This is a genomic window from Duganella fentianensis, from assembly GCF_009857835.1.
Lineage (GTDB): Bacteria > Pseudomonadota > Gammaproteobacteria > Burkholderiales > Burkholderiaceae_D > Rugamonas > Rugamonas fentianensis.
The window spans coordinates 132,772-158,033 of the sequence record NZ_WWCL01000005.1 but is presented as its reverse complement, the minus strand read 5'-3'; the positions used below and the strand labels follow the sequence as shown (position 1 = coordinate 158,033).

Annotated in this window: 14 protein-coding genes; 6 read left to right on the top strand and 8 right to left on the bottom strand. The window is 56.2% G+C overall.

The genetic code is table 11. The features are described from left to right. Positions 1-148 precede the first annotated feature (148 nt). A complete protein-coding gene (locus GTP23_RS21165) occupies positions 149-3,376 on the top strand; it encodes a PIN domain-containing protein (RefSeq protein ID WP_161036960.1) in 3,228 nt (1,075 codons plus the stop codon). A gap of 90 nt (positions 3,377-3,466) precedes the next feature. Here the strand turns inward: GTP23_RS21165 and GTP23_RS21160 are convergent, their stop codons facing one another. Together GTP23_RS21160 and GTP23_RS22850 are read right to left on the bottom strand one after the other, a co-directional pair. Further along, entirely contained in the window at positions 3,467-3,697 is a 231-nt protein-coding gene (locus GTP23_RS21160; RefSeq protein ID WP_161036959.1) for a hypothetical protein, read from the bottom strand. A 146-nt stretch (positions 3,698-3,843) separates the two neighbouring features. Beyond that, the gene (locus GTP23_RS22850) at positions 3,844-4,095 is read right to left on the bottom strand and encodes a DUF6471 domain-containing protein (RefSeq protein ID WP_229256220.1); all 252 of its coding nucleotides are present in this window, start codon (positions 4,093-4,095) and stop codon (positions 3,844-3,846) included. Positions 4,096-4,297: 202 nt separating this feature from the next. Between GTP23_RS22850 and GTP23_RS21155 the strand changes: the two genes are divergently transcribed. The 5 genes from GTP23_RS21155 (at position 4,298) to GTP23_RS21135 (ending at position 11,286) form a co-directional block, all read left to right on the top strand. Further along, positions 4,298-5,140 (top strand): TnsA endonuclease N-terminal domain-containing protein, encoded by an 843-nt coding sequence (locus tag GTP23_RS21155; protein ID WP_161036958.1) that lies wholly within the window; start codon positions 4,298-4,300, stop codon positions 5,138-5,140. After that, positions 5,140-7,305, top strand: coding sequence for a TnsB C-terminal domain-containing protein (locus GTP23_RS21150; protein WP_161036957.1), 2,166 nt, complete (start codon positions 5,140-5,142; stop codon positions 7,303-7,305). Before GTP23_RS21155 ends, GTP23_RS21150 begins: the two co-directional genes overlap by 1 nt. Before the next feature lie 4 nt (positions 7,306-7,309). Then, positions 7,310-8,950 (top strand): TniB family NTP-binding protein, encoded by a 1,641-nt coding sequence (locus GTP23_RS21145; protein WP_161036956.1) that lies wholly within the window; start codon positions 7,310-7,312, stop codon positions 8,948-8,950. Further along, the gene (locus GTP23_RS21140; protein ID WP_161036955.1) at positions 8,950-10,152 is read left to right on the top strand and encodes a TniQ family protein; all 1,203 of its coding nucleotides are present in this window, start codon (positions 8,950-8,952) and stop codon (positions 10,150-10,152) included. The genes GTP23_RS21145 and GTP23_RS21140 overlap by 1 nt, the downstream gene beginning before the upstream one ends. A gap of 129 nt (positions 10,153-10,281) precedes the next feature. Then, entirely contained in the window at positions 10,282-11,286 is a 1,005-nt protein-coding gene (locus tag GTP23_RS21135; protein WP_161036954.1) for a transposase, read from the top strand. A gap of 222 nt (positions 11,287-11,508) precedes the next feature. Here GTP23_RS21135 and GTP23_RS21130 read toward each other — a convergent pair whose 3' ends face one another. The 6 genes from GTP23_RS21130 to GTP23_RS21105 form a co-directional block, all read right to left on the bottom strand. Beyond that, complete coding sequence (locus GTP23_RS21130; RefSeq protein ID WP_161036953.1) at positions 11,509-12,249, bottom strand: ComEC/Rec2 family competence protein; 741 nt, start codon at positions 12,247-12,249, stop codon at positions 11,509-11,511. A 107-nt stretch (positions 12,250-12,356) separates the two neighbouring features. Further along, complete coding sequence (locus tag GTP23_RS21125) at positions 12,357-13,148, bottom strand: TatD family hydrolase (protein ID WP_161036952.1); 792 nt, start codon at positions 13,146-13,148, stop codon at positions 12,357-12,359. 3 nt (positions 13,149-13,151) lie between these two features. Continuing rightward, positions 13,152-13,847, bottom strand: a complete 696-nt coding sequence (gene lolD, locus GTP23_RS21120) for a lipoprotein-releasing ABC transporter ATP-binding protein LolD (RefSeq protein WP_161036951.1) — start codon at positions 13,845-13,847, stop codon at positions 13,152-13,154. Further along, positions 13,840-15,105: a lipoprotein-releasing ABC transporter permease subunit gene (locus GTP23_RS21115; protein ID WP_155434004.1), complete on the bottom strand. Its 1,266-nt coding sequence runs from the start codon at positions 15,103-15,105 to the stop codon at positions 13,840-13,842. The genes lolD and GTP23_RS21115 overlap by 8 nt, the downstream gene beginning before the upstream one ends. A 145-nt stretch (positions 15,106-15,250) precedes the next feature. Next, a complete protein-coding gene (locus GTP23_RS21110) occupies positions 15,251-15,979 on the bottom strand; it encodes a PEP-CTERM sorting domain-containing protein (RefSeq protein WP_161036950.1) in 729 nt (242 codons plus the stop codon). A 42-nt stretch (positions 15,980-16,021) separates the two neighbouring features. Continuing rightward, on the bottom strand, positions 16,022-24,982 hold the full coding sequence (locus GTP23_RS21105; RefSeq protein WP_161036949.1) for an SdrD B-like domain-containing protein: 8,961 nt from the start codon (positions 24,980-24,982) through the stop codon (positions 16,022-16,024). Between the last annotated feature and the right edge of the window lie 280 nt (positions 24,983-25,262).

Here is a 25,262-nt window from a genome sequence, read left to right as displayed (position 1 = left end):
CTTACCCACCGTGCCGCACGCTCTTGCCCTGTTCACGGGGCGGCGAGCGGCGCCGTGGATAAGCTTTTTCACGCAAGGCTCCACTTAAGCCAACGATTTGACTGTCCAATCAAGCGGGACCACTTCTGACCCCAGGGCCGTTCAAGTATTGGACCTGGTCCGGGAGAAAATACGCGAAGGAAAGACGACCGATGCGCTTGAAATACTCAATAGTTTAGGTGACCCATCCACCCTCAAAGACCAGTTTTCCCGCTTCCGTTGGTACACCAATAAGGCCGCCATTGACTTGGCTAATGGAGAGCACGCGCTTGCGGCACAAGGCTGCCTCCAAGCGTTCAAATTAGCACCCGGCCAAGAGGTCGCCCATTTCAACAAGGTGCGAGCGCACATCCTGTTGGACGACATTCAGTCCGCCAATGCCGCTTGTAAGGAAGCCTTAGAGCGCTTTCCGGAAAGCGCTACTCTTTGGTCCCTCTACATATACATTCTGGACAAAGAAGGAGTCACCTCGCCGTTTGATGGAATTCCTGCCTCAATAGCGGAGTCCCGGGACATCCTTTTAATGAAGGCTGAACTTCATCATAAGCACTCGGAGCATGCGGAGGCCATCGAACTTCTTAAAAAAGCGGTCGAACTAGAACCAGACCAAAACGACGGAAAGCGCGCCTATCTGGCCGTAGCGCTGTCTTGGGCTGCCCAGGATACCGTCCAAGCTCATTTCCGCCACATGTCGGAGGAACACCGAGAGCTTCTCCTCAACGCAGTTTCGCTCTTCGAGCCACTCGAAATTAATCTGCCAGCCATCCAATCCGACCATATCTCCCTTGAGATTACAAACAACGTTTGCGCGGCGCTTCTGCTACTTGGAGAGAAAGAGCGTGCGCGCACCATCGTAGGCCTTTCCCTGCAACGGCATCCACTAGCAGATGGCCTTTTAAGAATTCGCATCGGCCAACTCGCTGAGCAGAATGACCTTAGCGCAATAAGAAAGCTTACTGACGCCCATCTAAGTGAACTACCGCCAATTCTTCTTGCACAGCTGGCAGAAATTTCTGGTAACGCAGGTGAGCTGGAGTGGCACGACCTGGTGATGCAAGAGGTCGAGGCTAAAATGCACCTCGACAAAAGACTGGAAGAGCTCCGGGCTTTCCGCGCATTGGCGATGTCACTGGCAGGTGATGTCGAACAAGGTCTTCAGTTCGCCCGCGTGTACGTGGAGACCCACCCCACTCAAATGATGGGCCAAGTTATTCTGGCACAAATTCTTCAGCATTCCGGCGACATAGAAACAGCAAGCGGCGAAGCGAAGAAATGCGTAGGCCTCATCAATGACGAAAGTTCCAGGGCTGATGTAATCCAAGTCGCGGAGCTTTTGTATCAACTCAAGGCCTTTGTGGATGCCGTTCCACTATATGAGCGATTGGTTTCCAACCCTGGTGCTGACACGCTTACTTGGCGGCTACTCATCTGCTTGCTCCAAGGTGATATGCGTGCAAAAGTTCGAAAGGTCCTAGAGAGACTGTCAAGCCATGTACGGGCCCAGCCCGAGTTTCGCAGAATTGAATGCAACTTGGCCAGGCGCACATCCGACTGGATGCGCATGAAAGACCTGCTACTGCTCGATATTGCTGAGAACCCGGACTCATGCGACGTGGCGCTGGGCTATATCGGTGCTCTATATCAGCTCGGGGAAAGTGAAACTCTCAAGGATTTCTTGTCAAAGGATACCGTCTTCAAGGATAGCTCTCCCGAAAATGAGTATGAATATGCAAAGCATCAAATTTTTGGAGGATTTGAGCAATTAGGAATGCGCCGAATATACCGGCTGTATCGAAACAACCCTTCCAGTACAAAACTTGCCAGCTATTTCGCCGCCCTTTCCCTGATGTGTAAGAACTGGGGGGCTTTACTAAATGCTGGCGGTGCCAATCAAGGAAGCGCATTTGAACTCAGGAGTGGTTCAGAAGTGTGGTGGGTGGCAGTGGAACAAGAAGGCTTATCCGCGCAAGGAGGATGGCCAGAGTTCGTGGAAACCCGTTCACCCATTGCGACTGCTCTCAGTGAATGCCAAGTTGGGGACAGCATCTCTATTTCTCGGGGTTTTGCCAATCAAACCTGTGAAATCATCAGTAAAACTTCACTTATAGGATTTGCGCATAGAAAAGCACACGAGCAACTTAAGGCATCACCACTACCGCAGGGTCCAGTGTGGACTGTCAGTCTCGATAGTCTTGTTAACTCGATTAAGATGAGCAACGCGGATGCCTTGAAAAATATACAAGAATCCCAAATGGAGAGCTCTATTCGGGCTTACAAAGAGGCCCGCTTACCGCTATGCACCTTAGCAAAAGGGGTTAGCGTGGACTTAATTTCGCTCCTTGTTGATTGGAAAAATTACAATGAGAGCCTTATGGTTTCCAGCGGTACTCCTTTGGAAATAAATGAGGAATTAAACGTACTTAAGGTTCGTTCAAATAGATATGTTTTTGACCTTTTCACAATTTCGGAATTAGTCCGGCATGATGCATTCGATGCGGCTGTAAAGGCCCTCGGAAAACCGCTCGTACCAGCTTCACTCCGGGCTTATATCTTGCAGCTGCTGCACGCGGAAAACTCCCCACATACCGCCTATCGGGCACTAAGTCGTAGGGAGCAAATTCCTGGGATTGTGGACCCATACTTGGGCCATCGAAAGTCTTTCCTCGCAAAGCTCCTTAGAGTAGTTGATATGAACTGTGAGCTGACGCCGGTATATGGTCCAGAACAGTTGACGGCTGACCAACTAGAACTCTCTGAAGTTCTCGATGAAAGTAACACCGATATTTTCTACCTTTGCTTGGAACGCGGTTCTGTATTGGTATCGGAGGACTTCAATATGCGACTGTTAGCCAAACAGGTGGGAGTAAAGTACGTACTCGGTATTCAACCCATACTTATGGGTTTGAGAGATGCAGGTGCTATATCTGATAGAAAATACACAGATGCGATAGGGCGAAAAATCAATGACGGCCATTATTTCGTAAACGTCTCAGCAAGAGATTTACTATCTTGGGCAAATATAGATAGAAAAAAAGTCAGCTGTTTAGTAAGCACAGGATTAAAGGCATTCCAGAATCAACATGTAGATTTTAACTCTGTCCTTAGAGTGTTTTGCGAATTCCTAGTAGCCGTATCCAAGGATTCACCAGTAGTCGTAGTGGCTCGATATGTAGAACTCGCACATGCCTCACTGAGTTCCAACTTGCAGCCTACAGGAAAGAAAGTGTTACGTCAGAAGTTAGGTGAACTTTTGCAAATCATATACGGAAAAGGTGGCAGAAAGCTCCCGGTAAACCAAAGAAGACTGTTCGGCGAATTCTTTAATAAAAATGCGTAACCGGGGACTAAAGTTCGACCGCTTCAGCGGGCTGCCAGTCAAATCTGAATTCGTACCACTGCAAGCACGGCGGCCCGCAGCTAGTAAAGCTTACCCCTCTACGTTTCGAAATTCTGACAGGTTAGTGACTTCTTCAATCCAAGAAGTGGCATTCCTTCCTGTACAGTAGAAACGTAAAACTCCCGGTTCAGGGCTTTCTGGCGTGATTTCATATCCTGCTGTTACGGGCGGCATGCTACCACGGTTATTCAAGAAGGAGTCGGCTAGTTCCTCGGGACCAATCTCATCAAATTTTTTCGCAAGCGCTTTAATCGCTTGCATCGCGCTCTCGTGTGACATCCGGTAGCCTGGCCGGTGCACATGAAACACTTCTTGAATTACTCCCTCCTTATACATTTGGACACGAATACACTTCTCTTTCGCTTTCAACTTCGGACATAGCTTGTAGCCTGTATTCAATTCCAATGTTATAACCCATCCCTTTCTAAGACATTAATTTTTACTAAATCGATGTCCACCCGACTAAGACCGATTGCCTTCATGCACTGAAGGTAAAAAGCGAATGAGAACGACCCTCGGTGCATTTTGTTTGTAATGGCACTTGGTGTCTCTTCTACTCCAATTTGCTCGAGCAGCTGGGACAGCCGTTTGTAACCAATATTCTTTCGGGCGAGTTCCGCCCTCAGGATGGCCTTGGCCTCCTGGTTCCAGTCTGTCATGTTGTTATTTTGCAACAATTGTAGTTAAGTAATTATTATATTCAACTTAAAGGCCTCTTTCAGACCTAATAAATCGCAGATATGCGATTAATATCGCGCTTTCGTGATTTTTAGACCAAAAGTCTAAAAGTGATTCCTTTTGTTTACCCGTCAGCACAGCCGTGCTGGGCATCTCACTAGGACAAACTAAAAAGGAACTGAAGTGGCAAAAATTAAGTGGACGGAAAAGAAAATCGCTCAAATGCAGGCCGAGGGCTTGGGCGAAGGTAAGCTGGCTAATTACAAACCCTGGATTCACGTCAGGGACTTCAGCAGTCGGGGGCGTGCCCGCCGCATCTGGAGCGTCAAGACTGGCCGCGTGCATCAACTGCTCTCCGACGTCGAATACCAAGTCTTCATTGCGCTGGAATGGCAATCGAACATCGTTGATATCCGGGAGCAGTTCCCCCTGGACCGCGCTCTAACTCAGGATATCGCACGTAGCCTGGGCATCGTGCATCCATGCTACCCAGGGACTACCGTGCCGACCGTGATGACGGCCGACTTCGTGGCCACAGTAGTTAAGGACGGCGAAACCACCTCGATTGTGTTCAATGCCAAAACTGCCGCCGAAGTCGAAGACCCACGCGCAGTCGAGAAGCTGGAAATTCAGCGCGAATACTTTCACCAGTTGGGCTTTGAGCACCACCTCATTTTTGACTGCGACCTCCCACCCAGCAACATGGCCAACATCGGTGAGATTCGTGAAGCGCCACTCCGTCCAGATGAGCTTGAGCCGCGACCAGGCTACTTCGATGACCTATGTCAGCGCATGGTCAACGACATGCCTGCCGCACACCAGCAGATGTCGCTATTGAAGTACTGCATCCAATTCGATGAGCGCTTTGGCTGTCCTCCTGCAACCGGCATTCGCGTGGCAAAAATCCTGATGGCCAGGCGCATACTGGTTCCTGACCTCAGCTCACCAAAGCTGGAGCAAGAGCCGCTGTCGAAATTCGTGCTTATGTCCAAAATCGTGCCACTTCGAGCAGTTGGTGGAGCGTAATGCTATTTAAAAACGACATTTTCACTTTTGAGGGCCGACGATACCGTTTTCTTCATGCCGACAACTACCGTGGTGTGGCTTGGGTATTCGCTCTCGACGATTCGAACGCGTGGCCAATAAGCCTGCCCCTCGCCGTCACTCAGCGCTTCAGCGGCGAGGATACGCATCAGGTGATGCCCGTACCGCAGCCCTCACAGGCCATGCTCTCCAAGCGGAACAAGGCCTTCGAGCGCATTCGACCACTCGTGGAAAATCTTCACGAAGTTTACGCTGCCGAATCCCGAGGCCCCCTCGTGGAGTATCGTGCAGCCGAGCTGCAATGCTCCAAGCGTACGCTTTACAAGGACCTTCGACGCTGGTTCCAGGGTGGTCAGACACCAGATGCCCTCATAGCACAGTACCAAAACTGCGGACGAACTGAAGTCGCGGTCACTGTTCGGCGCGGAAGGCAACCGGCTGAAATCTATGACCTGGATAACTTGGACGAGGAACCCCAGCCCGGCTACCAAACGTATCAGCTCTCTGAAGATGACCTTCGCATTTTCCGCGAGCACATTGAAAAGCCTAAAGAAGGCTACCTTCATGACGTAAGGCTTACGCAAGAGGCTTCCTATCAGCGGCTCCTTGAGAAGCACTACACGACTGTCGATGGAAATGGCGTCGCGTATATTCGACATGCTGGAAATCGGCCCAGCCGACGCCAGTTCACGCACTTCCTGCGGAAGCACTACAGCCTTGAAGTCCGTCTCCGCAGCAGGAAAGGTGATAAAGCGTTTGAACTCGAACACGCCGCTAAAATTGGCTCCATCGCCGGAGACTGCGATGGCGTCGGCCACTACTATGAGATTGACGCAACCATTGTGGACTGCAACGTAGTTTCCGAATCCGACGTCACAAAAATCATCGGCAAACCGACGCTCTATCTAATCATAGACCGGAAGTCCCGCTTGATTGTTGGCTTCTACTGCGGCCTGGAAAATGCCAGCTGGACCGGTGCAATGCAAGCCATTCTGAGCATTGCAACCGACAAGCGTGCCTTGTGCGAACGCTACGGGGTCAAGTACGACCCTGAAGACTGGCCCGCAGATAAGGTCTTCCCGCGCTTCTTACTCACCGACCGTGGTCCTGAATTCCTGGGCAAAAACAGCGACAAAATCGGCAATGGGCTAACGATTACGATAATCAACCTGCCCGCAAAGATGGCCAAATGGAAGCCCGTCGTCGAATGCGAATTCAAGTTGACACACCAAACGGTTACGGACGTTGTGCCAGGCTACGACCCACCATTTAACGCAAAGAAGCGGCAAGGCAAGCGATACGACAAAGACGCATGTCTAACTATGAACGAATTTTTCGCAATCATGCTGCGTACTATCATCGCGCACAATCGTAGGCCGATGACCACTTACGACGCTCCCATTGAGGAAATCACCGCTAGGGTTCAGCCTATACCTTTGCACATCTGGAATCACGACATCCAGAAGTCCGCGAGTAACTTGACACGCTATACGGAGGCGCAAGTACGGCTAGCTCTACTACCGAAGGAAAAAGCGACCATCACCGAATTCGGTATACTCTTTAAGGGCTGTTACTACACATGCGCGGAAGCCGAAGCTCGCGGATGGTTCATCCACGCTCGAAACACGTCTCAGTCCGACGTCATGGTCTCATTTGACTATCGCCTTGTGGACTCAATTCTCGTCTATAACCCCCACGACAAGAAGTCCACATTGGATGCGAAGCTGACGCCACGGTCTGAAAAATTCTCAGGCATGTCGTTCGCTGAAGTTGACTACTACGAAAAGCTACGTGCGCAAGAGGCAGAAGCCAATCGTCAACAGCGCCGCCAAACAACATTTGAGTACCACCAAGGTGTTGACCCGATTGTTCAAGCTGCGAAGAAGCGCCATCAGCGCGTTGCCGCAGGCGTCAGTCGTTCGGCTCGCAAGGCCGACACCAAAGTGGCACGTGCTCATGCTTTGAAGGAAGAACGCAAACAGCTTGCTGACGTCGGTCAAGCAGTCACTGAGCATAACCAGCCCTGGCGCGATGCAGGCGCACCACCGCAAAGCATACAGCCCGCGAGCCCCGCGTCAGCGGCCGGAACCAAATCCACAGCACAACGCCTTCAAGAACTACGTCTGAGACTACAAAATGGAAACTAATTACATGCAAACACTTAGCCCCAACTGCGTAACCGCGAACTACACGCCGCAGCGGATACCTCAATTTATTGGTAACAAGCTTATCGAAGCTTTGCCACCGTCCATGTCGGATGATGAACTTTTTTTGGCGCTGTCACTGAATCCACCGTTTGCGCCTGAACAGCGGACTTGGGCCACTCACGAACGCATGTATATGCTCAAAGAGCTGAAAAATTTCATGGTCCCTCTCGCCAAGCACATCGAGCTTGCACGGGCGTTGGACTCGATGATTCGCAGCGGCTATGTGGGCCGCGCACCGCGCACGCCAGAGCACACTGCAATCTTCAAGACCATTCACGAGCACGAGAAGGCCAAGCGTACTTTTGCCCAAGCTGCTAACACGCACACGCCACAAATCTCTACATCGCTAATCGGCATATCGGGAATGGGCAAGACCACGCTGGTCAAACGCTGGTGCGCTCACATCGACCAGGTCATTTACCACCCAGACCTCCACGTGTACCAGGTCCCGTATCTTCACATCGAGATGCCAAGCGATGGCTCTAGTGTCAAAGGTCTTGCGCACGGCATCCTTCAGAAATTGGACCAGCTTATCCCAGGGGCCAATTACTATGAAGAGTACGCAGTAAAGGGTCGCCCCGGCGCTGACACATTAATGCGAAGTGTCGCTCGGCTGCTGAACCGCCACTTCGTAGGTATTCTCATCTGCGATGAAGTTCAGAACCTTGCAAATTCCCGTAAAGGCCAGCAAACCGTGATGACTGAACTGGTCTCGGCCTGTAATGACCTGCGTGTTCCGATTTTATTCATCGGGACCACAAAGGCTTTGAAGGTCCTGTCACTCGATTTTCGCCAAGCTCGCCGCTCTTGCGGCCACGGGGTCGCTCCTTGGCAGCGCCTATCTTTTGAGGTTCATCCCGGGGAAGTCAACGAATGGCAGGTGTTCGTGGAGATTCTTTGGCAAAACCAATGGGTTCGAAATCCGGTCGAGCTCACTGATGACCTACTCACAGCTATGTATCGCTACTCGCAAGGAATCATCGACGTCGCCATAACGTTGTTTGCATCAGCACAGGCTCGGGCGATGCTAGATGAATCGGAAACCATCACTCCCGAGCTTATCCGCAAAGTGTTCGTGGATGAACTTGGGCCACTCCATGGTGCAATCGATGCACTGTACCACGATGACGTCGAAGCCATCTCGCTTTTTGACGATATCGGCTCTCAAATCGAACTGAACGGCATTATCGACAGCATGTCTCGTAAGGCTCAGAGCAAAGCATCGCCCTTGTACCAAGTGACGTCAAACGACGCCACATATGCCGAACGAATCTCCTCAGGGCTGGTCGCGATGGGCTTTGGCGAAGAAGAATCACTGGCTGCTGCTCAGAGCACAATTAAACCCAACCAACGGCTTTCTCTCATCGAGGGAAGTAAAAAGGCAATCGAAGCACTTACTGTTCCGAAGAAAACCTCGAGAACTAAATCGAAGGAGTTGAACGAAGAAATCGCTACTTTTGATGGCCGACCGGCCGACTATCGGCGAGCTCTCTCGGCTGCCAAGCAAACAGGAGAATCTGTACTACACCACATGCGAGCACTGGGTCTGGTAAAGCCAACGCATCAACTCTTGGAACTTCGCTAATGCCGGTATTGCCCCAACCCTACCCGGATGAAGTAATTGGGAGCGTCATTGGCCGTGCCGCCTATCATGGCGGCCTGCCGATGAAACGCCTAGTTCAATCACTGTTTGGCGACACCAGAAGCTGCGTGTCATTTCTAATGGCCAGCAAACTGCCGGAGATTGGTCGCTTTACCGGCATGGACCCGGAAGAAGTATTGGTGCGACACACTATGTACCCGTATGCGGTCGCGTACATTCCCAAAAAGGAACAGGGAAAATTGCGGTCCAAGATACTATTACCTGGAGAACGCGAATGTATCGGCTCGTTGACCAAAAACGTCTCCCACGGCGTATCTCACCGTAGATTCTGCCCCTTGTGTCTCGCAGAGGACTTGGCGGAACTTGGCGAAAGCTATTGGCGTCGTTCGCACCAACTTCCTGGGGTGCTAACTTGTTCACGTCATCAGGAGCCACTTATTGGGACGGCAATCCGCCTTAGAGACAACGTGCACCTGAGGACCATCGCACTGCCTCAGGACGCTAAAAGAACAGTGCTGTCGATACCGGTAAATGCGGAAATCGCGCAGACCTTACAAACGATATCTCTGAATGCATTGAATTCATTGGTCCCACCACGGAATGACTGGGCTACAGTTTATAGAACAATGGCAGCCGAAAAAGGATACGCTCGAAATGGCGGAGACATCTCGACTAGGCACATGTCACAGGACCTCGCGCAGTTCTTCGGTCCCACGCTGCTTAAAGATGCCGGTTGTACCGTTGCTATGTCGTCTCTGCAACCATGGCCCAGCCTCATGGTCCGTGAGAGCATTCCGCAGAACTTCGCAACACCAAAACATATATTCTTTCATGCGTTCTGCACGATATCGGGTAGCCAAACAAGAGACTTTAGCTACGCTAGACCTGGCAAAAAAACACTAGATTTCCCAAAGGCTGATGCGAAAGGCCTTCGCCAGCTTGAACATCTCTTGAGTAGCGAAGCCGCACAAGACAAACGCTTTACAGTAAAGGAACTTCTCCAGGCCATCGGCCTTTGGCAGCCTTTTCGCCACAACCGACAACAATTCCCGCTGCTCAGTGAGCGCATCGAGCGCTTCAAGGCGTCGAATCAAAGCGAGCGACAAACAGGCCTCCGCCCCTATTGGCGGGAACGCCTTCGAAGCCGGAAGTCTTCAAAAAGCACGGAGGGCGCAACCAGCTGATGTTAAAGGCTTTTCGGTATGAATCTGCATTTTTCATATTTGTACCGAAAAGTGCCGCAGCACCGACCACTGAGGGACCTGCCCGGATAAAAAGGATTCCTAAACTGCTTTCTACAACGGAGAGCAGAAATGAACTGGGCAATTGGAATAGGAACTCAAGACGGAAAACTTGCAGCAGGTATCGCGGCAGCCAGTGGTGAAGTCCACCTTAAACGGCTTGACGCATTGATTGAAGAAGGCATCCCAGCACCTTCGGTAAGACAAAAGAAAGTCGGCCTTATCACCAACCTCAAAACCTGGCAGCTTGTAGCCCCCGACGAATACATAGCCGCCCATGGACTGGACATTCAACAGGCCCGGATGTCTCGACATCAAATTTTTGAGTTCAAGGTCCGAGACACGACAGTACAGGTACCGGCGTTGGTACTGATACGAGCATTGTTCTATCCAGCCAAACAACTACTTCCCACAATGTTCGGGCCGCAAGCTCTGGATGCAATCGGCTTTTTGGACGATGACATACTGCATATCGAGAAATCTCGGACGCATGTCAGCTACCACTGGGCTAATGAAATCGTCGTTTCTCAACTTCGCTGGCTATACGCCTTCCCGAGCGCGAATAGGTCAGCATATTCAGTTCATGAGCATGCCCTACGCGGAATAATTGGGCTAACCCTGCCGGACGCCGTCATTACGCTCGCGGTTTCAGGGAAGAAATTGGGCAGCACATATTTTGCAACTGAGGTTAGGATTAGCAAAATTGTGGCGCAAGAAGCCAGCTTCAGCCACGTTACGTCTTTACCCGCCACCATCATAGAAGCGAGCAGTTCGTTGTCCATGCCTGCCGACCAAACTATTCCTTTGCGAGATGGTAGCGCAGACCTTTCGGACGACGAATGGGCTCATGTGGCACCGATACTCCTCTCAAAGTCAAATCACAGATTCCGTCTTTCGCAGCGCGACCTATTCGATGCCATTCTCACTAAGCTTTCAACTGGTACACCCTGGCGAAAACTTAGCCTCCGTAGCGGAACATATGTTCACGCCTCTCAAGCATACCGTGTCTGGAAGTCTGAATCTGGCACCTTTGGTCCCGCCCTCGAAACGCTAAAAAGGCTGAGAAGCCGAAACTAATCCAACCGCATCAAATAAGAAGCCCTTGGTCGAATGTCTGACCAAGGGCTTTTTTGTTTTTGAGCACTTTGCTTGAGGGCAGAACTATGTGTACAACCAGGGCAGAACTTTAATGTACAGTGAACTGGAAAAAGGAGCGCCTTGAGAGCAGCACTTTAATGTACGCAAAAAAGACGAAAAATCATAACCCATTGATTTCATTAAAGATGCCAGGGCAGAACTTTAATGTACACCACCACGGGAGATGCCGCGCTGATCACCGAGCACCAGCGCGACGATCACACCGGCGTAAGGCCGGCCATCGAGTACCCGCAGTATGCGTACCCGCAATGCCGCCCGCCCCGCGTTGATCACACAGGAACCGCAAGGAACGAAGGCGTCCAGCAACAGCGGCGCTCGGCTATGGCGCACCACGGCGCTGGCACCTATGCCCTGTTCCAGCAGCCACACTTCGTAATCGAAGCCATGCGGGTTAGCCTGGCCATGGGGCCGGGTCAGGCGCAGCTGCAGACGCCAGCGCTGGCCCGGCTCAAGTTCTGGCGGCGGGCCCGGGTGCCGGCCCTGTGACGCATACCAGCCCAGTGCCACACGCTGTGGTATGGTTTGATGTGTATCCGAGTAAATGTGCTCGATACGGAAATCACAGCGCACCACGTCGGCCGAACGATAGGGCAAACTCTCGACAATACCTTCCACCAGTAGATCACGCCCTTCGTCAGCCTGTGCCAGGGGAGTAAGCAATGCCAGCTGGGCCATCAGGGCAGCCCAGAAAAATCCGGCCAGCGCGGCCATGCCAGAAAGTAGCAGCGGCGCGCCCCGGGCCCACAACAGCCGGCGGCGCCAAACCACAGCCAGCGCGGCACCCGCGAGCGCGCCCAGCAGGTACTCGTACCAGCCGGGCAGCACGGCTTGCTGCTGCAACAACAGCACCCCCGCCACAAAACCGATGCTGAACCGGCGCATGCTGCCTACCCTCCGCTACCGTCGCTCCTAAAGGTCCAGCCATTATGCGCGTCCGGGCACGGCGCTATGCAAGAGGGCAGCGGTATCGGTGCCGCCCTTGTTCTTCCTCAAATGAGCAAGCGGGGCAACACAGCAAGGGCATTGACCGTCGTGGCTTGCGCCACGTCCATCGGCGATACGCCGCGCAGCTGGGCCAGCTCGGCACCAATGCGGGCCAGCTGGTCCGGGCTATTGCGGCCCGGATGTATCCAGCTCGGTGCAATATCGGGCGCATCCGTCTCCAGCACGATGGCCGACAGCGGCAGATCCGTGGCCAGACGGCGGATCTGCAAGGCGCGGGTATAGGTCATGGCGCCGCCAAACCCCAGTTTGAAACCGGCATCGATATAGGCTTGCGCCTGCTGCATGCTACCGTTGAACGCATGGGCAATGCCACCAGCGGGCCGGATCTGGCGCACATGCTTGAGCACCACATCCTGCGAACGCCGCACATGCAGCAGCACCGGCAATTCGAACTCGCGCGCGATCTTCAGCTGCTCGCGCAGGAAATGGATCTGCTTTTCGCGCATGGCCGGTTCGGTCAGCATGGGAATGAAGAAATCCAGGCCGATTTCGCCCAGCGCCACGAAGCGCGGATCGGCCATGGCGGCTTCGACCTGCGTGCGCAAAGTCTGCAGATCAGCTTCCGTGGCCTGCGGTACGTAAATGGGATGGATGCCCAGCGCGTAGCTGGCATTGCCGGCGCTGGCAGCCAGCGCCGCTACCGTGGCGAAATTGGCCGCCTCGACGGCCGGTATCACGATCATCTGCACGCCCTGCTGGCGCGCCAGCACGGCCTGCCCCACACCATCTCCGGCAAATTCGTGCGCATCCAGATGGCAGTGGGTATCGATCCACATGGGCTAGTCCTGATAGGGCTGCAGGCCGCTATCGGTCAGCCGCAGCACGCGGTCGCAGCGGCGCGCCAGTTCCAGATCATGGGTGACGATGACGAAGGCCGTACCGAGCGTACGCGACAATTCCAGCATCAGATCGAAGATCTGCTGGGCCGTGGCCTGATCGAGGTTGCCGGTCGGTTCATCGGCCAGCACACAGGCCGGCTGGGTGACCAGCGCACGGGCCAGCGCAACCCGCTGACGCTCGCCGCCGGACAGTTCGCCCGGCACGTGGGTGACGCGTTTGGCCAGATTCACGCGGGTCAGAATGTCCTGCGCAGCGCTGCTGGCCCGGGCGCGCGGCTGGCGCCGTATCATCAGCGGCATGGCCACATTGTCCAGCGCGCTGAACTCCGGTAACAGGTGGTGGAACTGGTAGACAAAGCCCAGTGCCGCGTTACGCAGCTCGCCCCGTACACTTTCGCTCAGGCTGGCGAAATCCTTGCCTTGCAAGGTCACACTGCCCCGGGTCGGCGTGTCGAGTCCGCCCAGCAGATGCAGCAGCGTCGATTTGCCGGAACCGGAAGCGCCGACGATGGCCACGCGCTCGCCGCGGCGTACATCGAGGTCGATGCCGTTCAGCACCTGCACCGAATAACTACCCTGCGTGAAGGTCTTGCCCAGATTGCGGCACGACAGTACCAATGCTTCGTGATTACTCATAACGCAGTGCCTCCGCAGGTTTCACGCGGGCAGCCCACCAGCTCGGGTATAGCGTGGCCACAAACGCCAGCAGTACGGCCACGCCACCGATCTTGAACACGTCAGGCCAGCGCAGGTCGGACGGCACGGTGCTGATGTAATAGATATCCTTGGACAAGAACTGCACTCCCAGTAAATGCTCGATAAACGGTACGATCACGTCGATGTTGAGGGCCACCAGCACACCCAGCCCGACGCCGATGATGGTGCCCAGTATGCCCACCAGTGCGCCCTGTATCATGAAGATCTTCATGATGGAACGGGGCGTGGCGCCCAGCGTGCGCAGGATGGCGATGTCGGCCTGCTTGTCGGTCACCGTCATCACCAGCGTCGACACCAGATTGAACGCTGCCACGGCAATGATCAGTGTCAGGATGATGAACATCATGCGCTTTTCCGTCTGTACGGCAGCAAACCAGTTGGCATTCAGCTTGGACCAGTCGCGCATGATCAGATCGCCCGACATGCTGTTCTTGAGTTGCTGCGCCACTTGCGGCGCCTGATGCATATCCACCAGCCGCAGACGCAGGCCGGCCGGTGCATCCAGCCGCAGCAGCTTTTCCGCATCGGTCAGATGGACAAAGGCCAGCGCAGAATCGAATTCGTTGTGGCCGGCTTCGAATATGCCGACCACGGTAAAGGTGCGCACGCGCGGCAGCACACCAGCCGGCGTGGGCTGGCCCTGCGCCAGCGCCAGCGTGACCTTTTCGCCCAGATTGACGCGCAGGGCACGCGCCAGCTCGATGCCCAGCACGATGTTGTAGCTGCCCGGCTGCAGCGCATTGAAGCTGCCGCGCCGCGTCTGCTTGGCCACATCCGATACGTTCGGCTCCTGCTCCGGCAGCACGCCGCGGATGATGGCGGGCCGCAGCACATCATCACGCACCAGCATGCCCTGGGTTTCGGCGAACGGGGCGGCGCCGATCACGGCGGGATTGCGGCGTGCTTCGGCGGCTGCCGCGTGCCAGTCCGGCATGGCGCCGCGCGCATCGAATACTTCCACGTGGGCCAGCACGGACAGCATGCGGTCCGTGACTTCCTTCTGGAAGCCGTTCATGACGGACAGCACGACGATCAGGGCGGCAACGCCCAGGCCGATGCCGGCCATGGATATCAGCGAAATAAACGAGATAAAACTATTGCGCCCGCTGCGCTTGCCAGCGCGCGTGTAGCGCAGGCCGACCAGCCATTCGAAGGGCAAATTCTGCATAAGACTCATGGGCTCCGGTGAAGGTTTGCATAGACGAGCCCGAAGTGTGCCACATATTGGCACCAAAGCGGGAGACAGCTTAATTAAGAACAATAAAAAACCGCGCCGTGCAGGAGTGCTGCGACGGCGCGGCCGGGCTTAGATTCTCAGGGAATTAAGCGAATTTTTCGTTCTTTTGCTTGCGGCGGCCAACCAGACCGACCAGGCCCAGACCCACGGCCAGCATGGCCCAGGTATCTGCTTCCGGCACCGCAGTCACTTCGCTTACGCCCAACAACTCTTGCGACGCCTTACCATTCACAACCCCGGTGAAGCTCACATAGTTGTACTTGTTGATCAGCGTATGGCCAGCAGCAGTAATCAGCATTTGCTCTGCCAGATTCACGATAGGGTCAACACTTTTCGGATCGGCTTTATCTGTCGCCGCAAACTTCATGGCGCCTTGACGCAGGTTAGCGTCGTCATTCTGCAGTTCCCACAACGCCAGCTGGAACGCTTGTTCCTGGGTGCTGTTGTTAAGGGAGCCAGAATAAGCAGTCTCGAACAGCTTGCGTACGCTGTCTTTCGCTACGAAATTACTATTAACCGTATATTTTGCAGCCGTCTGGAAATCGATCTCTGGCTGTATGCAGTAGGCAAAGTACTTCTGGGTTGAATTACCAGTACCGGCAATTTCATAAATAGAAACGCCGATGATGTTAGCGCCAAAGTCGTAGTCTGCCTTGATTCCGCCAAAATAAGAGCTTGATTCGAGGTCGGCAAGTATGGTTTCGGACTTCGTCGAAGTAGCAGTAAATTCGGTGCCAGCATAAGCAACGGCGCCAAAAGAGAGGAGCGAGGCAGCCACTGCGCCTTGAATGATTTTGTTGAAAGTGGTTTTCATAATGTAATCTTAGTTGTCTTTAGAATATTTTATCAAAGAATCTTAAATATGTGGAGGAATTTGACTCTGACCAACTAACGTTGTCACAATTTCACCACTAATCAGATCGGCAATGGTCGCCGTGGTGACGCCCGCAGCCTGTGCATCTTCGCGTGCCACGTTGAAGTAGACGTCAGTCATGTCGGCGCTCTGGCCATTGCTCATCACCACGCTGCTGCGCTCCAGATGCACGTTGTTATTGGCATCGACGAACGGCAGTTCCACATAGCTCACCTTGAGGCTGGCCACACCGGCCTGCTCCAGCGTCATCAGCTCGCCCGCATCGGTCTTGCCGTTGCTATTGGCGTCCTGCCAGATACGCAGGCTGGCAAACTGGGCATCCTTGGCATCGACCACGCCATCGTGGTTGCTGTCATAGGTTTCCAGCTTGGCGAAGCCCGAACCTTTGGCTGCGCCGCCGAACAGCTCGCTGATATCGTCGATGCTGCCATTGCCGTTGCTGTCGATGGCCAGGAAGCCGTCGCTGGCCGACAGCCAGCCGGTCTGGATGGCTTTGCCCGTGCCCAGCAGATCGAAGCTACCCGTCATCGCTTCGCGGGCGATGGTGTGGATGCCGTCACCGTTCAGATCGATCGCGATCGGGGTGATGGTGGCATCCCAGCTCATATCGTTCTTGCCCGAAGTCAGGGTGATGGTGTCGGTATGGGTTACGTTGGCAAAGTCCTTGCCGTCGCCTACCACGTCCGAATCGATCGCATCGTTGCTGCCGACGTTCTTCACGCCCCACTTCCAGTTGCTCATGTTGTAGGTACCATGATCGGAAGCGAAGGTCACCGTCACATTGGTCTTGTCGAACACCAGATAGTAGGTGCCTGGGTTCAGGTCGGCGAACTTGTAATTGCCGCTGGCATCGGTCTTGATGGTCGAACCCACCTGCTTGTTGGTGGTCGAATCGAACAGCGAGACGCTGATGCCGCCGATACCCTCTTCGCCGCTATCCTGCACACCATTGTGGTTGGCATCGCGCCAGACCTTGTCGCCGATGCTGGCTTTACGGTACACGCCGGCATCCTTGTAGCTAACATCCTGGCCTGCGGACAGCGTGATGGTATCCATGCGGCCCGTGCTGCCGCTGACGCTGGTGATGTCCGAATTGGTGGTACTGGTACCTGCGCCCGTCTTGGTGAAGTAGTAGCCGGTCTTGTTGGTCACTTCCACCTGATACGAGCCTGCTGCCAGACCGGTGAACTGGTACTGGCCGCCGTCGTGGGTGACGGTGGTGGCTTTCAGGACGTTGTTGGCGTCGTACAGTTTCACCGTTACGCCGTCCACGCCTGCTTCACCGGCATCCTGCACGCCGTTGTAGTTGCTGTCTTCCCACACCAGATTGCCGATGCTGCCCGACTTGATCAGGCCCGCTTCGCGGGTCAGATCATTAGTGCCGGAGCTGACGCTGAACTGCGACGTCACGCCATTCGCGCCAGCATCCGAATCGACGCTATCGTTGCTACCCTGATCCTGCTTGGTGAACATGTAGCCGCTCGGTGCATTGAACTTGACCGAATACTTGCCCGGGCCCAGATCGCTGAACAGATAGTTGCCGCTGGCGTCGGTCACATCGGTAGCAACCACCACGCCTTTTTCGTTCAGCAGCGATACGGTGACATTGGCCGCACCCAGCTCGGTCGACTGCTTGATACCGTCGCCATTGGTGTCGTACCAGACTTTGTCGCCGATGCTGGCTTTCTGATACAGGCCGGCATCGAGGTTGCTGACGTTCTGGCCTGCTGCCACCGTGACCGTGCCCAGATTGCCGCTGGCATCGGCGTCGCTATCGAGCGCGCGGTCGCTGCCGGCACCCGCCGTGGTCAGGGTGTAGCCGGTCGGCGCTTTCACGCTGACCGAGTAGGTGCCCGCTTCGACCGAGAACTTGTAGTTGCCGTTGGCATCGGTGGTAGTAGTCTTCACCACGTTGCCGGCCGCATTGCGCAGTTCGACCGTGACACCGGCCTTGCCGCTGTCGCTACCGTCGTCCTGCAGGCCGTTACCGTTCTTGTCGATCCAGACTTTGTCGCCGATGGTGGCGGCAGCCAGTACACCGGCATCGACCGATTTGTCGGTCTGGCCGGAAACCAGCGTGACGCTGTGCGACAGGCCGTTGGCGTCCACGTCCGAGTCCACCGAGTCGCTGGTGCCCTGATTGGCCTTGGTGAAGGTCATGCCTTCCGGCAGCGAGCTCTTATCGAACTGCACGGTGTACACGCCCGGCTTCAGATTGCTGAACATGTAGTTGCCATCGCAATCGGTGGTAACGGCATTACCTACCTGCTTGCCGTCGGCATCGAGCAGGATCACTTTGACGCCGGCTACGCCGCATTCGTCGCAATCCTGCAGGCCGTTCTTGTTGCTATCGAACCAGACGCGATCGCCGATGGCGGCAGCCTTGTACAGACCGGCATCCACCGTGTTATTGACTTCGGCGGCAGCCAGTTTGACCACATTGCTCACGCCAGCGCTGCTGAAATCGCTATCTTTCGTGTCGTCGGTGCCGGCATCCTTGGTGGTGAAGCTGTAGCCGCTCGGTGCCGTGACGGACACCGTGTAGCTGCCCGGATCCGCGGTGAAGGTGTAATGACCGGCCGAATCCGTGGTAGTGGTAGCCACCACCTTGCCCGTAGCATCCTTGAGCTGCACGGTGACGCCGCACAGACCGCTTTCGCCGCTATCCTGCACACCATTGCCGTTCTTGTCTTCCCAGACGGTGTCGCCCAGCTTGGCCTGGATCGCCATCACGCCAGCGTCCAGATCATTGTTGACCTGACCCGACGTCAGCGTGACCTGTGCGGTTTTACCCGTGGTGACGTTGGCATCCGAATCCTTGGCGTCGCTGCTGCCCTGATCGGCACTGGTAAAGATGTAGTTGGTCGGCAAGCTGGTCTTGTCGAACTGTACGCTGTAGGTGCCAGGCTTCAGGTTGGTGAAGCTGTAGCTGCCATTGGCATCCGTGGTGGCGGTCACGCCCGTCGGATTGCCGGCCTGATCCAGCAGGATGACTTTCACGCCAGCCAGACCCAGTTCGCCCGTGTCCTGCAGACCGTTGCGGTTGGTATCGAGCCAGACGCGGTCGCCCAGCGTCGCGCCTTTGTACAGGCCGGCATCGAGGTTGACATTGCTCTGGCCCGGTGCCACGGTGACCAGATCGCTCTGGCCGCTGGCATTGATGTCGCTGTCCACGGCGTCGTTGCTGCCGGCATCTTTGGTAGTGGCGAACATGCCGCCAGGTGCCGTCACCGAGATAGCGTATTTGCCTGCATCAACGGTGAAGCTGTACTTGCCGTCGGTACCGGTGGTGGTGGTCTTGACGATATTGCCTGCCTCGTCTTTCAGATCGACTTTGACACCAACCAGACCGGCTTCACCCGCATCCTGGATGCCATTGCCGTTCTTGTCTTCCCACACGCGGTCGCCGATGGTCGCTTGCAGCGCGACCACGCCGGCATCCAGATTATGGTTGGAACCGCCCGAGCTCAGCGTAACCTGCTGGGTAATACCGGTGTTGACGTCGGCGTCGGAATCCACGGCGCCATTCGTGCCGGTATGGGCACTGGTGAAGGCGTAGCCCGTGCCCAGCGTGGTCTTATCGAACTGCACGCTGTACGTACCCGGCTTCAGGTTGTTGAACAGGTAGTGGCCGTCCACATCGGTGGTGGTGCTGGCCACGGCCTTGCCGCTGGCGTCGAGCAGCGTCACTTTGACGCCGGCGCGACCGGTTTCGCCGGCATCCTGCACGCCATTGCGATTGGCATCGTTCCAGACTACATCGCCCAGTTCCGCGAACTTGTACAGACCCGCATCGACGGTGGTGTTGGACTGGCCAGCCGTCAGCGTCACGCTGCCGCTCTTGCCGGCTGCATCGATATCGCTGTCTGCGGCCGTATTCGTGCCCTGGTTCTTGGCAGTGATGCCATAGCCGCTTGGTGCCGTCACGGCGATCGAGTAGGTGCCCGGATCGACCGTGAAGCTGTACTGGCCGCCATCGTGACTGACGGTCGAAGCAACAGTGTTGCCCAGGCTGTCTTTCAGATCAACTTTCACGCCATCGATACCGGTTTCGCCGCTATCCTGTACGCCATTGCCGTTGCTGTCTTCCCACACGCGGTCGCCCAGCGTGCCCTGCTGTATGGTCAGGCCGGCACGCACGGTCAGGTTGTCGCCAGAATTGAGCGTTACCTGGCCCGTTTTGCCGCTGCCCGTATCGGCATCGGAACCGCCGCTACCTGGCGCGCCCTGTGCTGCCGAAGTGAAGTTGTAGCCGGCAGGCAGCGTGCTCTTGTCGAACTGCACGCTGTACACGCCCGGTGCCAGACCATTGAACTGGTAGTGACCGTTGGCATCCGTCACAGCGGAAGCGCCCGGTACCGGATTGCCATTGGCATCCAGCAGGGTGACCTTGATACCGGCAGCGCCCACTTCGCCGTTGTTCAAACGGCCGTCGCGATTGCTATCGATCCACACGACTTCGCTCAGCGAAGCGGGGCGGTAGATACCGGCGTCAACGTTCTGGTTGACTTCGCCAGCACTGACCGAAACAGTCACGTTGCCGCTGCTATTCACATCGCTATCGAGCGCGGCATTGCCGCCCTTGCCTGCTGCCGTGAAGCTGTAGCCGCTAGGTGGTGCCACCGAGACCGTGTAGGTGCCGGGATCGACCGTGAAGCTGTACTGGCCGCCGTCATGGGTAGTTACCGTGCCCAGCGATGCGCCAGCAGCATTCTTCAGCGTGACGACAACGCCATCCACGCCTTGTTCGCCGCTGTCCTGCACGCCGTTGCCATTGGTGTCGAGCCAGACGCGGTCGCCGATGCTGGCTGGCAGCGCCACGATGCCGGCATCCAGATCCTGATAGTTGTCGCCCGAGTTCAGGGTGACTTGCGAAGTCAGGCCGGTGTTGCTGTTGGCATCGGAATCGAGCGCAGCGTTGCTACCTACGTGGGCCGAAGTCAGCACATAGTTGGCTGGCAGCGTGCTGGTATCGAACTGCACGCTGTAGGTACCTGGTTTGAGGTTGCTGAAGCTGTAGTTACCATTGCCATCGGTCATGGCGCTGGCACCGGTAGGATTGCCGCTGGCATCGAGCAGCAGCACCTTGACGCCAGCCACGCCGGCTTCGCCGCCATCCTGCACGCCGTTCTTATTGCTGTCGAGCCAGACACGATTGCCCAGCGATGCGGCCTTGTAGTAGCCCGCATCGATGTGGGCGTCGTTGCTGCCCGAGGTCAGCGTGAACACATCGCTCTGGCCATTGCTGCCGATATCGCTGTCGATGCTGCTGTCGCTGCCGCTGTGCTGCGCAGTCACGCTGCTGCCGGCGGGCGCCGTTACCGAGATCGAGTATTTGCCCGGATCGACCGTGAAGCTGTACTTGCCATCGGTGCCGGTGCTGGTGGTAGCAACGACTTTACCGCTTTCATCTTTCAGTTCGACTTTCACGCCCACGATGCCGGCTTCGCCCGCATCCTGTACGCCGTTGCCGTTCTTGTCTTCCCACACGCGGCTGGTCATATTGGCCTGCACCACCGTAACGCCGGCATCCAGCGTATGGTTGCTGCTGCCCGAGCTCAGGGTGACCTGCTGGGTCAGACCGGTAGCGCTGTCGGCGTCGGAATCGATCGCTGCGTTGCTGCCCGTGTGGGCGCTGGTGAACTGGTAACCGTCGCCCAGCGTTGCCTTGTCGAACTGCACGCTGTAAGTACCCGGTTTCAGGTTGTTGAACAGGTAGTGGCCATCCGTATCGGTGGTGGTGCTTGCTACCACGGCACCGGTGGCGTCGAGCAGCGTGACTTTCACGCCGGCGCGGCCGGTCTCGCCCGCATCCTGCACACCATTGCGGTTGGCATCGTTCCAGACGGTGTCGCCCAGTTCGGCGAACTTGACCAGACCGGCATCCAGATTGCCGTTGTTCTGGCCCGCCGTCAGCGTGACGCTGGCGCTATTGCCATTGGCATCGATATCGCTGTCGACGGCGGCATTGCTGCCCTGGGTCTGTGCGGTGGCGGCATAACCGGCCGGTGCTTTGACAGCGATGCTGTAGGTGCCCGGATCGACCGTGAAGCTGTACTGGCCGCCGTCGTGCGTGACGGTGCTGGCCACGGTGTTGCCGAGGCTGTCCTTGAGGTCTACCGTCACGCCGTTCAGGCCCTGCTCGCCGCTGTCCTGCACGCCGTTGCCGTTGGTGTCTTCCCAGACGCGATCGCCCAGCGTAGCCTGCTGTACGACCAGGCCGGCGCGCAGGGTCAGGTTGTCGCCCGAAGCCAGCGTCACCTGAGCGGTTTTACCCGTGGTGGTATCGGCATCGGAACCGGCGCCCGATGGACCGCCCTGTGCAGCGCTGGTGAAGTTGTAGCCGGCCGGCAGGCTGGCTTTATCGAACTGCACGCTGTAGCTGCCCGGAGCCAGACCGTCGAACTGGTAATGGCCATTGGCATCGGTGGTGGCCACGGCGCCCGCAACCGGGTTGCCGTTGGCGTCGAGCAGGGTGACTTTCACGCCTGCTGCGCCGACTTCGCCGTTGTTCAGGCGGCCGTCGCGATTGGCGTCGATCCACACCACTTCGCTCAGCGTGGCCGGACGATATACGCCGGCGTCCAGATCCACATTGCTGGAACCAGAGCTGACATTCACGCTCGCGCTAGTACCATCGGCACCGACATCGCTGTCGAGCGCGCCATTGCCGCCTTTGCCGGCGCCGGTGAAGACGTAGCCATCAGGTGCCGCCACGGAGACCGAATAAGTGCCCGGATCGACCGTGAAGCTGTACTGGCCGCCATCATGGGTGGTGACCGTGCTGACCACATGGCCGTCGGCTGCTTTCAGCGTGACCACGGCGCCATCGACGCCCTGTTCGCCCGCATCCTGCACGCCATTGCCATTCTTGTCTTCCCAGACGCGATCGCCGAGTTTGCCCTGCACCACCACCAGACCTGCATCGAGATCGGTATTGTGATCGCCGGAAGCGAGCGTAACCTGAGCCGTCAGACCGGTATCGACATTGGCGTCGGAATCGTTGGCGCCGCCTTGACCTGCAGTGGTGAATACATAATTGGCAGGCAGCGTGGCTTTATCGAACTGCACGCTGTAGGTGCCAGGCTTCAGATCGTTGAAGCTGTAGTTACCGTTGGCATCAGTGGTCGCCACGGCGCCGGTCGGCTTGCCGCTGGCATCGAGCAGAACTACTTTCACGCCGGCCACACCGGCTTCGCCTGCATCCTGCACGCCGTCGCGGTTGGCATCGATCCAGACCTTGTCGCCCAGCGAAGCCGGACGGTAGTAACCGAAATCGATATCGCTGTTCACCGCACCCGCCTTCAGGCTGACGGCCGTGCCGGCATCGCCCGGATTACCGGTGGTGGCAACATAACCATTCGGTGCCGAAACGGAAACCGAGTAGGTGCCCGGATCCACGGTGAAGCTATACTGGCCACCGTCATGGGTGGTCACGGTGCTGACAACCTTGCCGGACGCATCCTTCAGGCTGACCAGCGCGCCATCGATACCCTGCTCGCCTGCGTCCTGCTGGCCATTGCCATTGCTATCTTCCCACACGCGGTCGCCCACGGTGGCCTGACGTACCACGATGCCGGCATCCAGATGCTGGGCGGTATCGCCGGAATTCAGGGTGACCTGTGCCGTAGCGCCGGTATTGACATCGGCATCCGAATCTTTGGCAGCATCGCCGCCCTGGCTCTGAGCCGTGAACAGATAGTCGGTAGGCAGCGTGGTCTTATCGAACTGCACGCTGTAGCTGCCCGGTTTGAGGCCGCTGAACTGGTAGTGGCCATTCGCGTCCGTGGTGGCGGTGACGCCGGTAGGCTGGCCGCTAGCGTCGAGCAGGGTCACTTTGACGCCGGCGACGCCGGTCTCGCCATTGTTCTGGATGCCGTCACGATTCGTGTCGTACCAGACGGTGCTGCCCAGCGATACCGGACGTACCAGACCGGCATCGGCCTTGTTGTTGGTTTCGCCGGGAGTGAGCGTAATGCTGGCGGTATTGCCCTGCGCGTCGATATCGCTGTCAGTCGCATCGCTGCCGCCCGCTGCCTTGGTCGTGGCGGCATAGCCGTTCGGCGCCTGCACGGTAACCGAGTAGGTGCCGGGATTGACGTCGAAATGATATTTGCCGCTGGCGTCGGTCTTGGTGGAAGCGACCACATTGCCGCTACCATCCTTGAGTTCGACCACAACATCGGCCAGGCCGGCTTCGCCGCTGTCCTGTACGCCGTTGCCGTTAGTGTCTTCCCACACGAAATCGCCGAGGTGGGCCTTCGGCACGTTGAAGGTCAGGTGATTTTCGGCCACGCTGGTATCGGCTGCGCCCGGGCCTACCGTGCCACCGGTGTCGCGCACGTGGAAGCCGACGTCGAAACTGCCAGCCTGGGTCTGGCTAGGGACGAAGCTCAGGTGACCAGCATCGATCTCGGCAACCGCTATTTCCGTATTGGCGGTGACTTCTACGCCATTCAGCATCAGCTTGCCGGCACTAGGCAGCGACGTCACGATCACGGACTTGAAACCATCATGTTCGACCGGATCGACAAAGCCGAAATCGGCGCGCGCCAGCACTACCGCATTGCCATTTGCCAGATCAAAAACCTTATTCGCGGCAACCGGTGCATCATTGACCGGATCCACATTAACGGTCAGCGACAAGTTTACCGAAGCACCACCAGTACCATCTTCGACTACCAGATCCAGCGTCGTGAACTTGCCGAACCAATCCTTGGCCCACTCGCCCGGACGGACATAGATGGTGTCCTTGTCCAGACGACCAAACATACCGGTATCCAGGCTGGTTCGAGTTCCATCTGGCAGATTTACGGTAATCGTCTTGATCGTCAGCTCGGCCGTACTATTGAACCCTGCCGTCTTCAGCAGATCGCGAATTTCAAACGTATTCTGCGTATCTTCAAATACATTAATGCTGCCTTTTACGAGTGGGGTACTCATGCCTGCACCTCTACCGCAACACTGCTGAAAATGGAATTCGTCATTTTTTTTAGTCTTTAAAAGTTGTTCTCGGATTAATCGAACGGGCCGGAAAGACTGTTGACGGGGCTGGGGTCAGCAGTGGTCGGCTTAACTTGTATCAGGCAGGGTCTAGATCAGAGTCATGCCTAAAAAACATTTGTATTGTCGAGATTATAGCAAAATTTATCCGTGTACAATGAATTTTTCTTAAAGAAAGATTCTCCTATATACATAATTATTCCGTCAAGCAACATTTCCA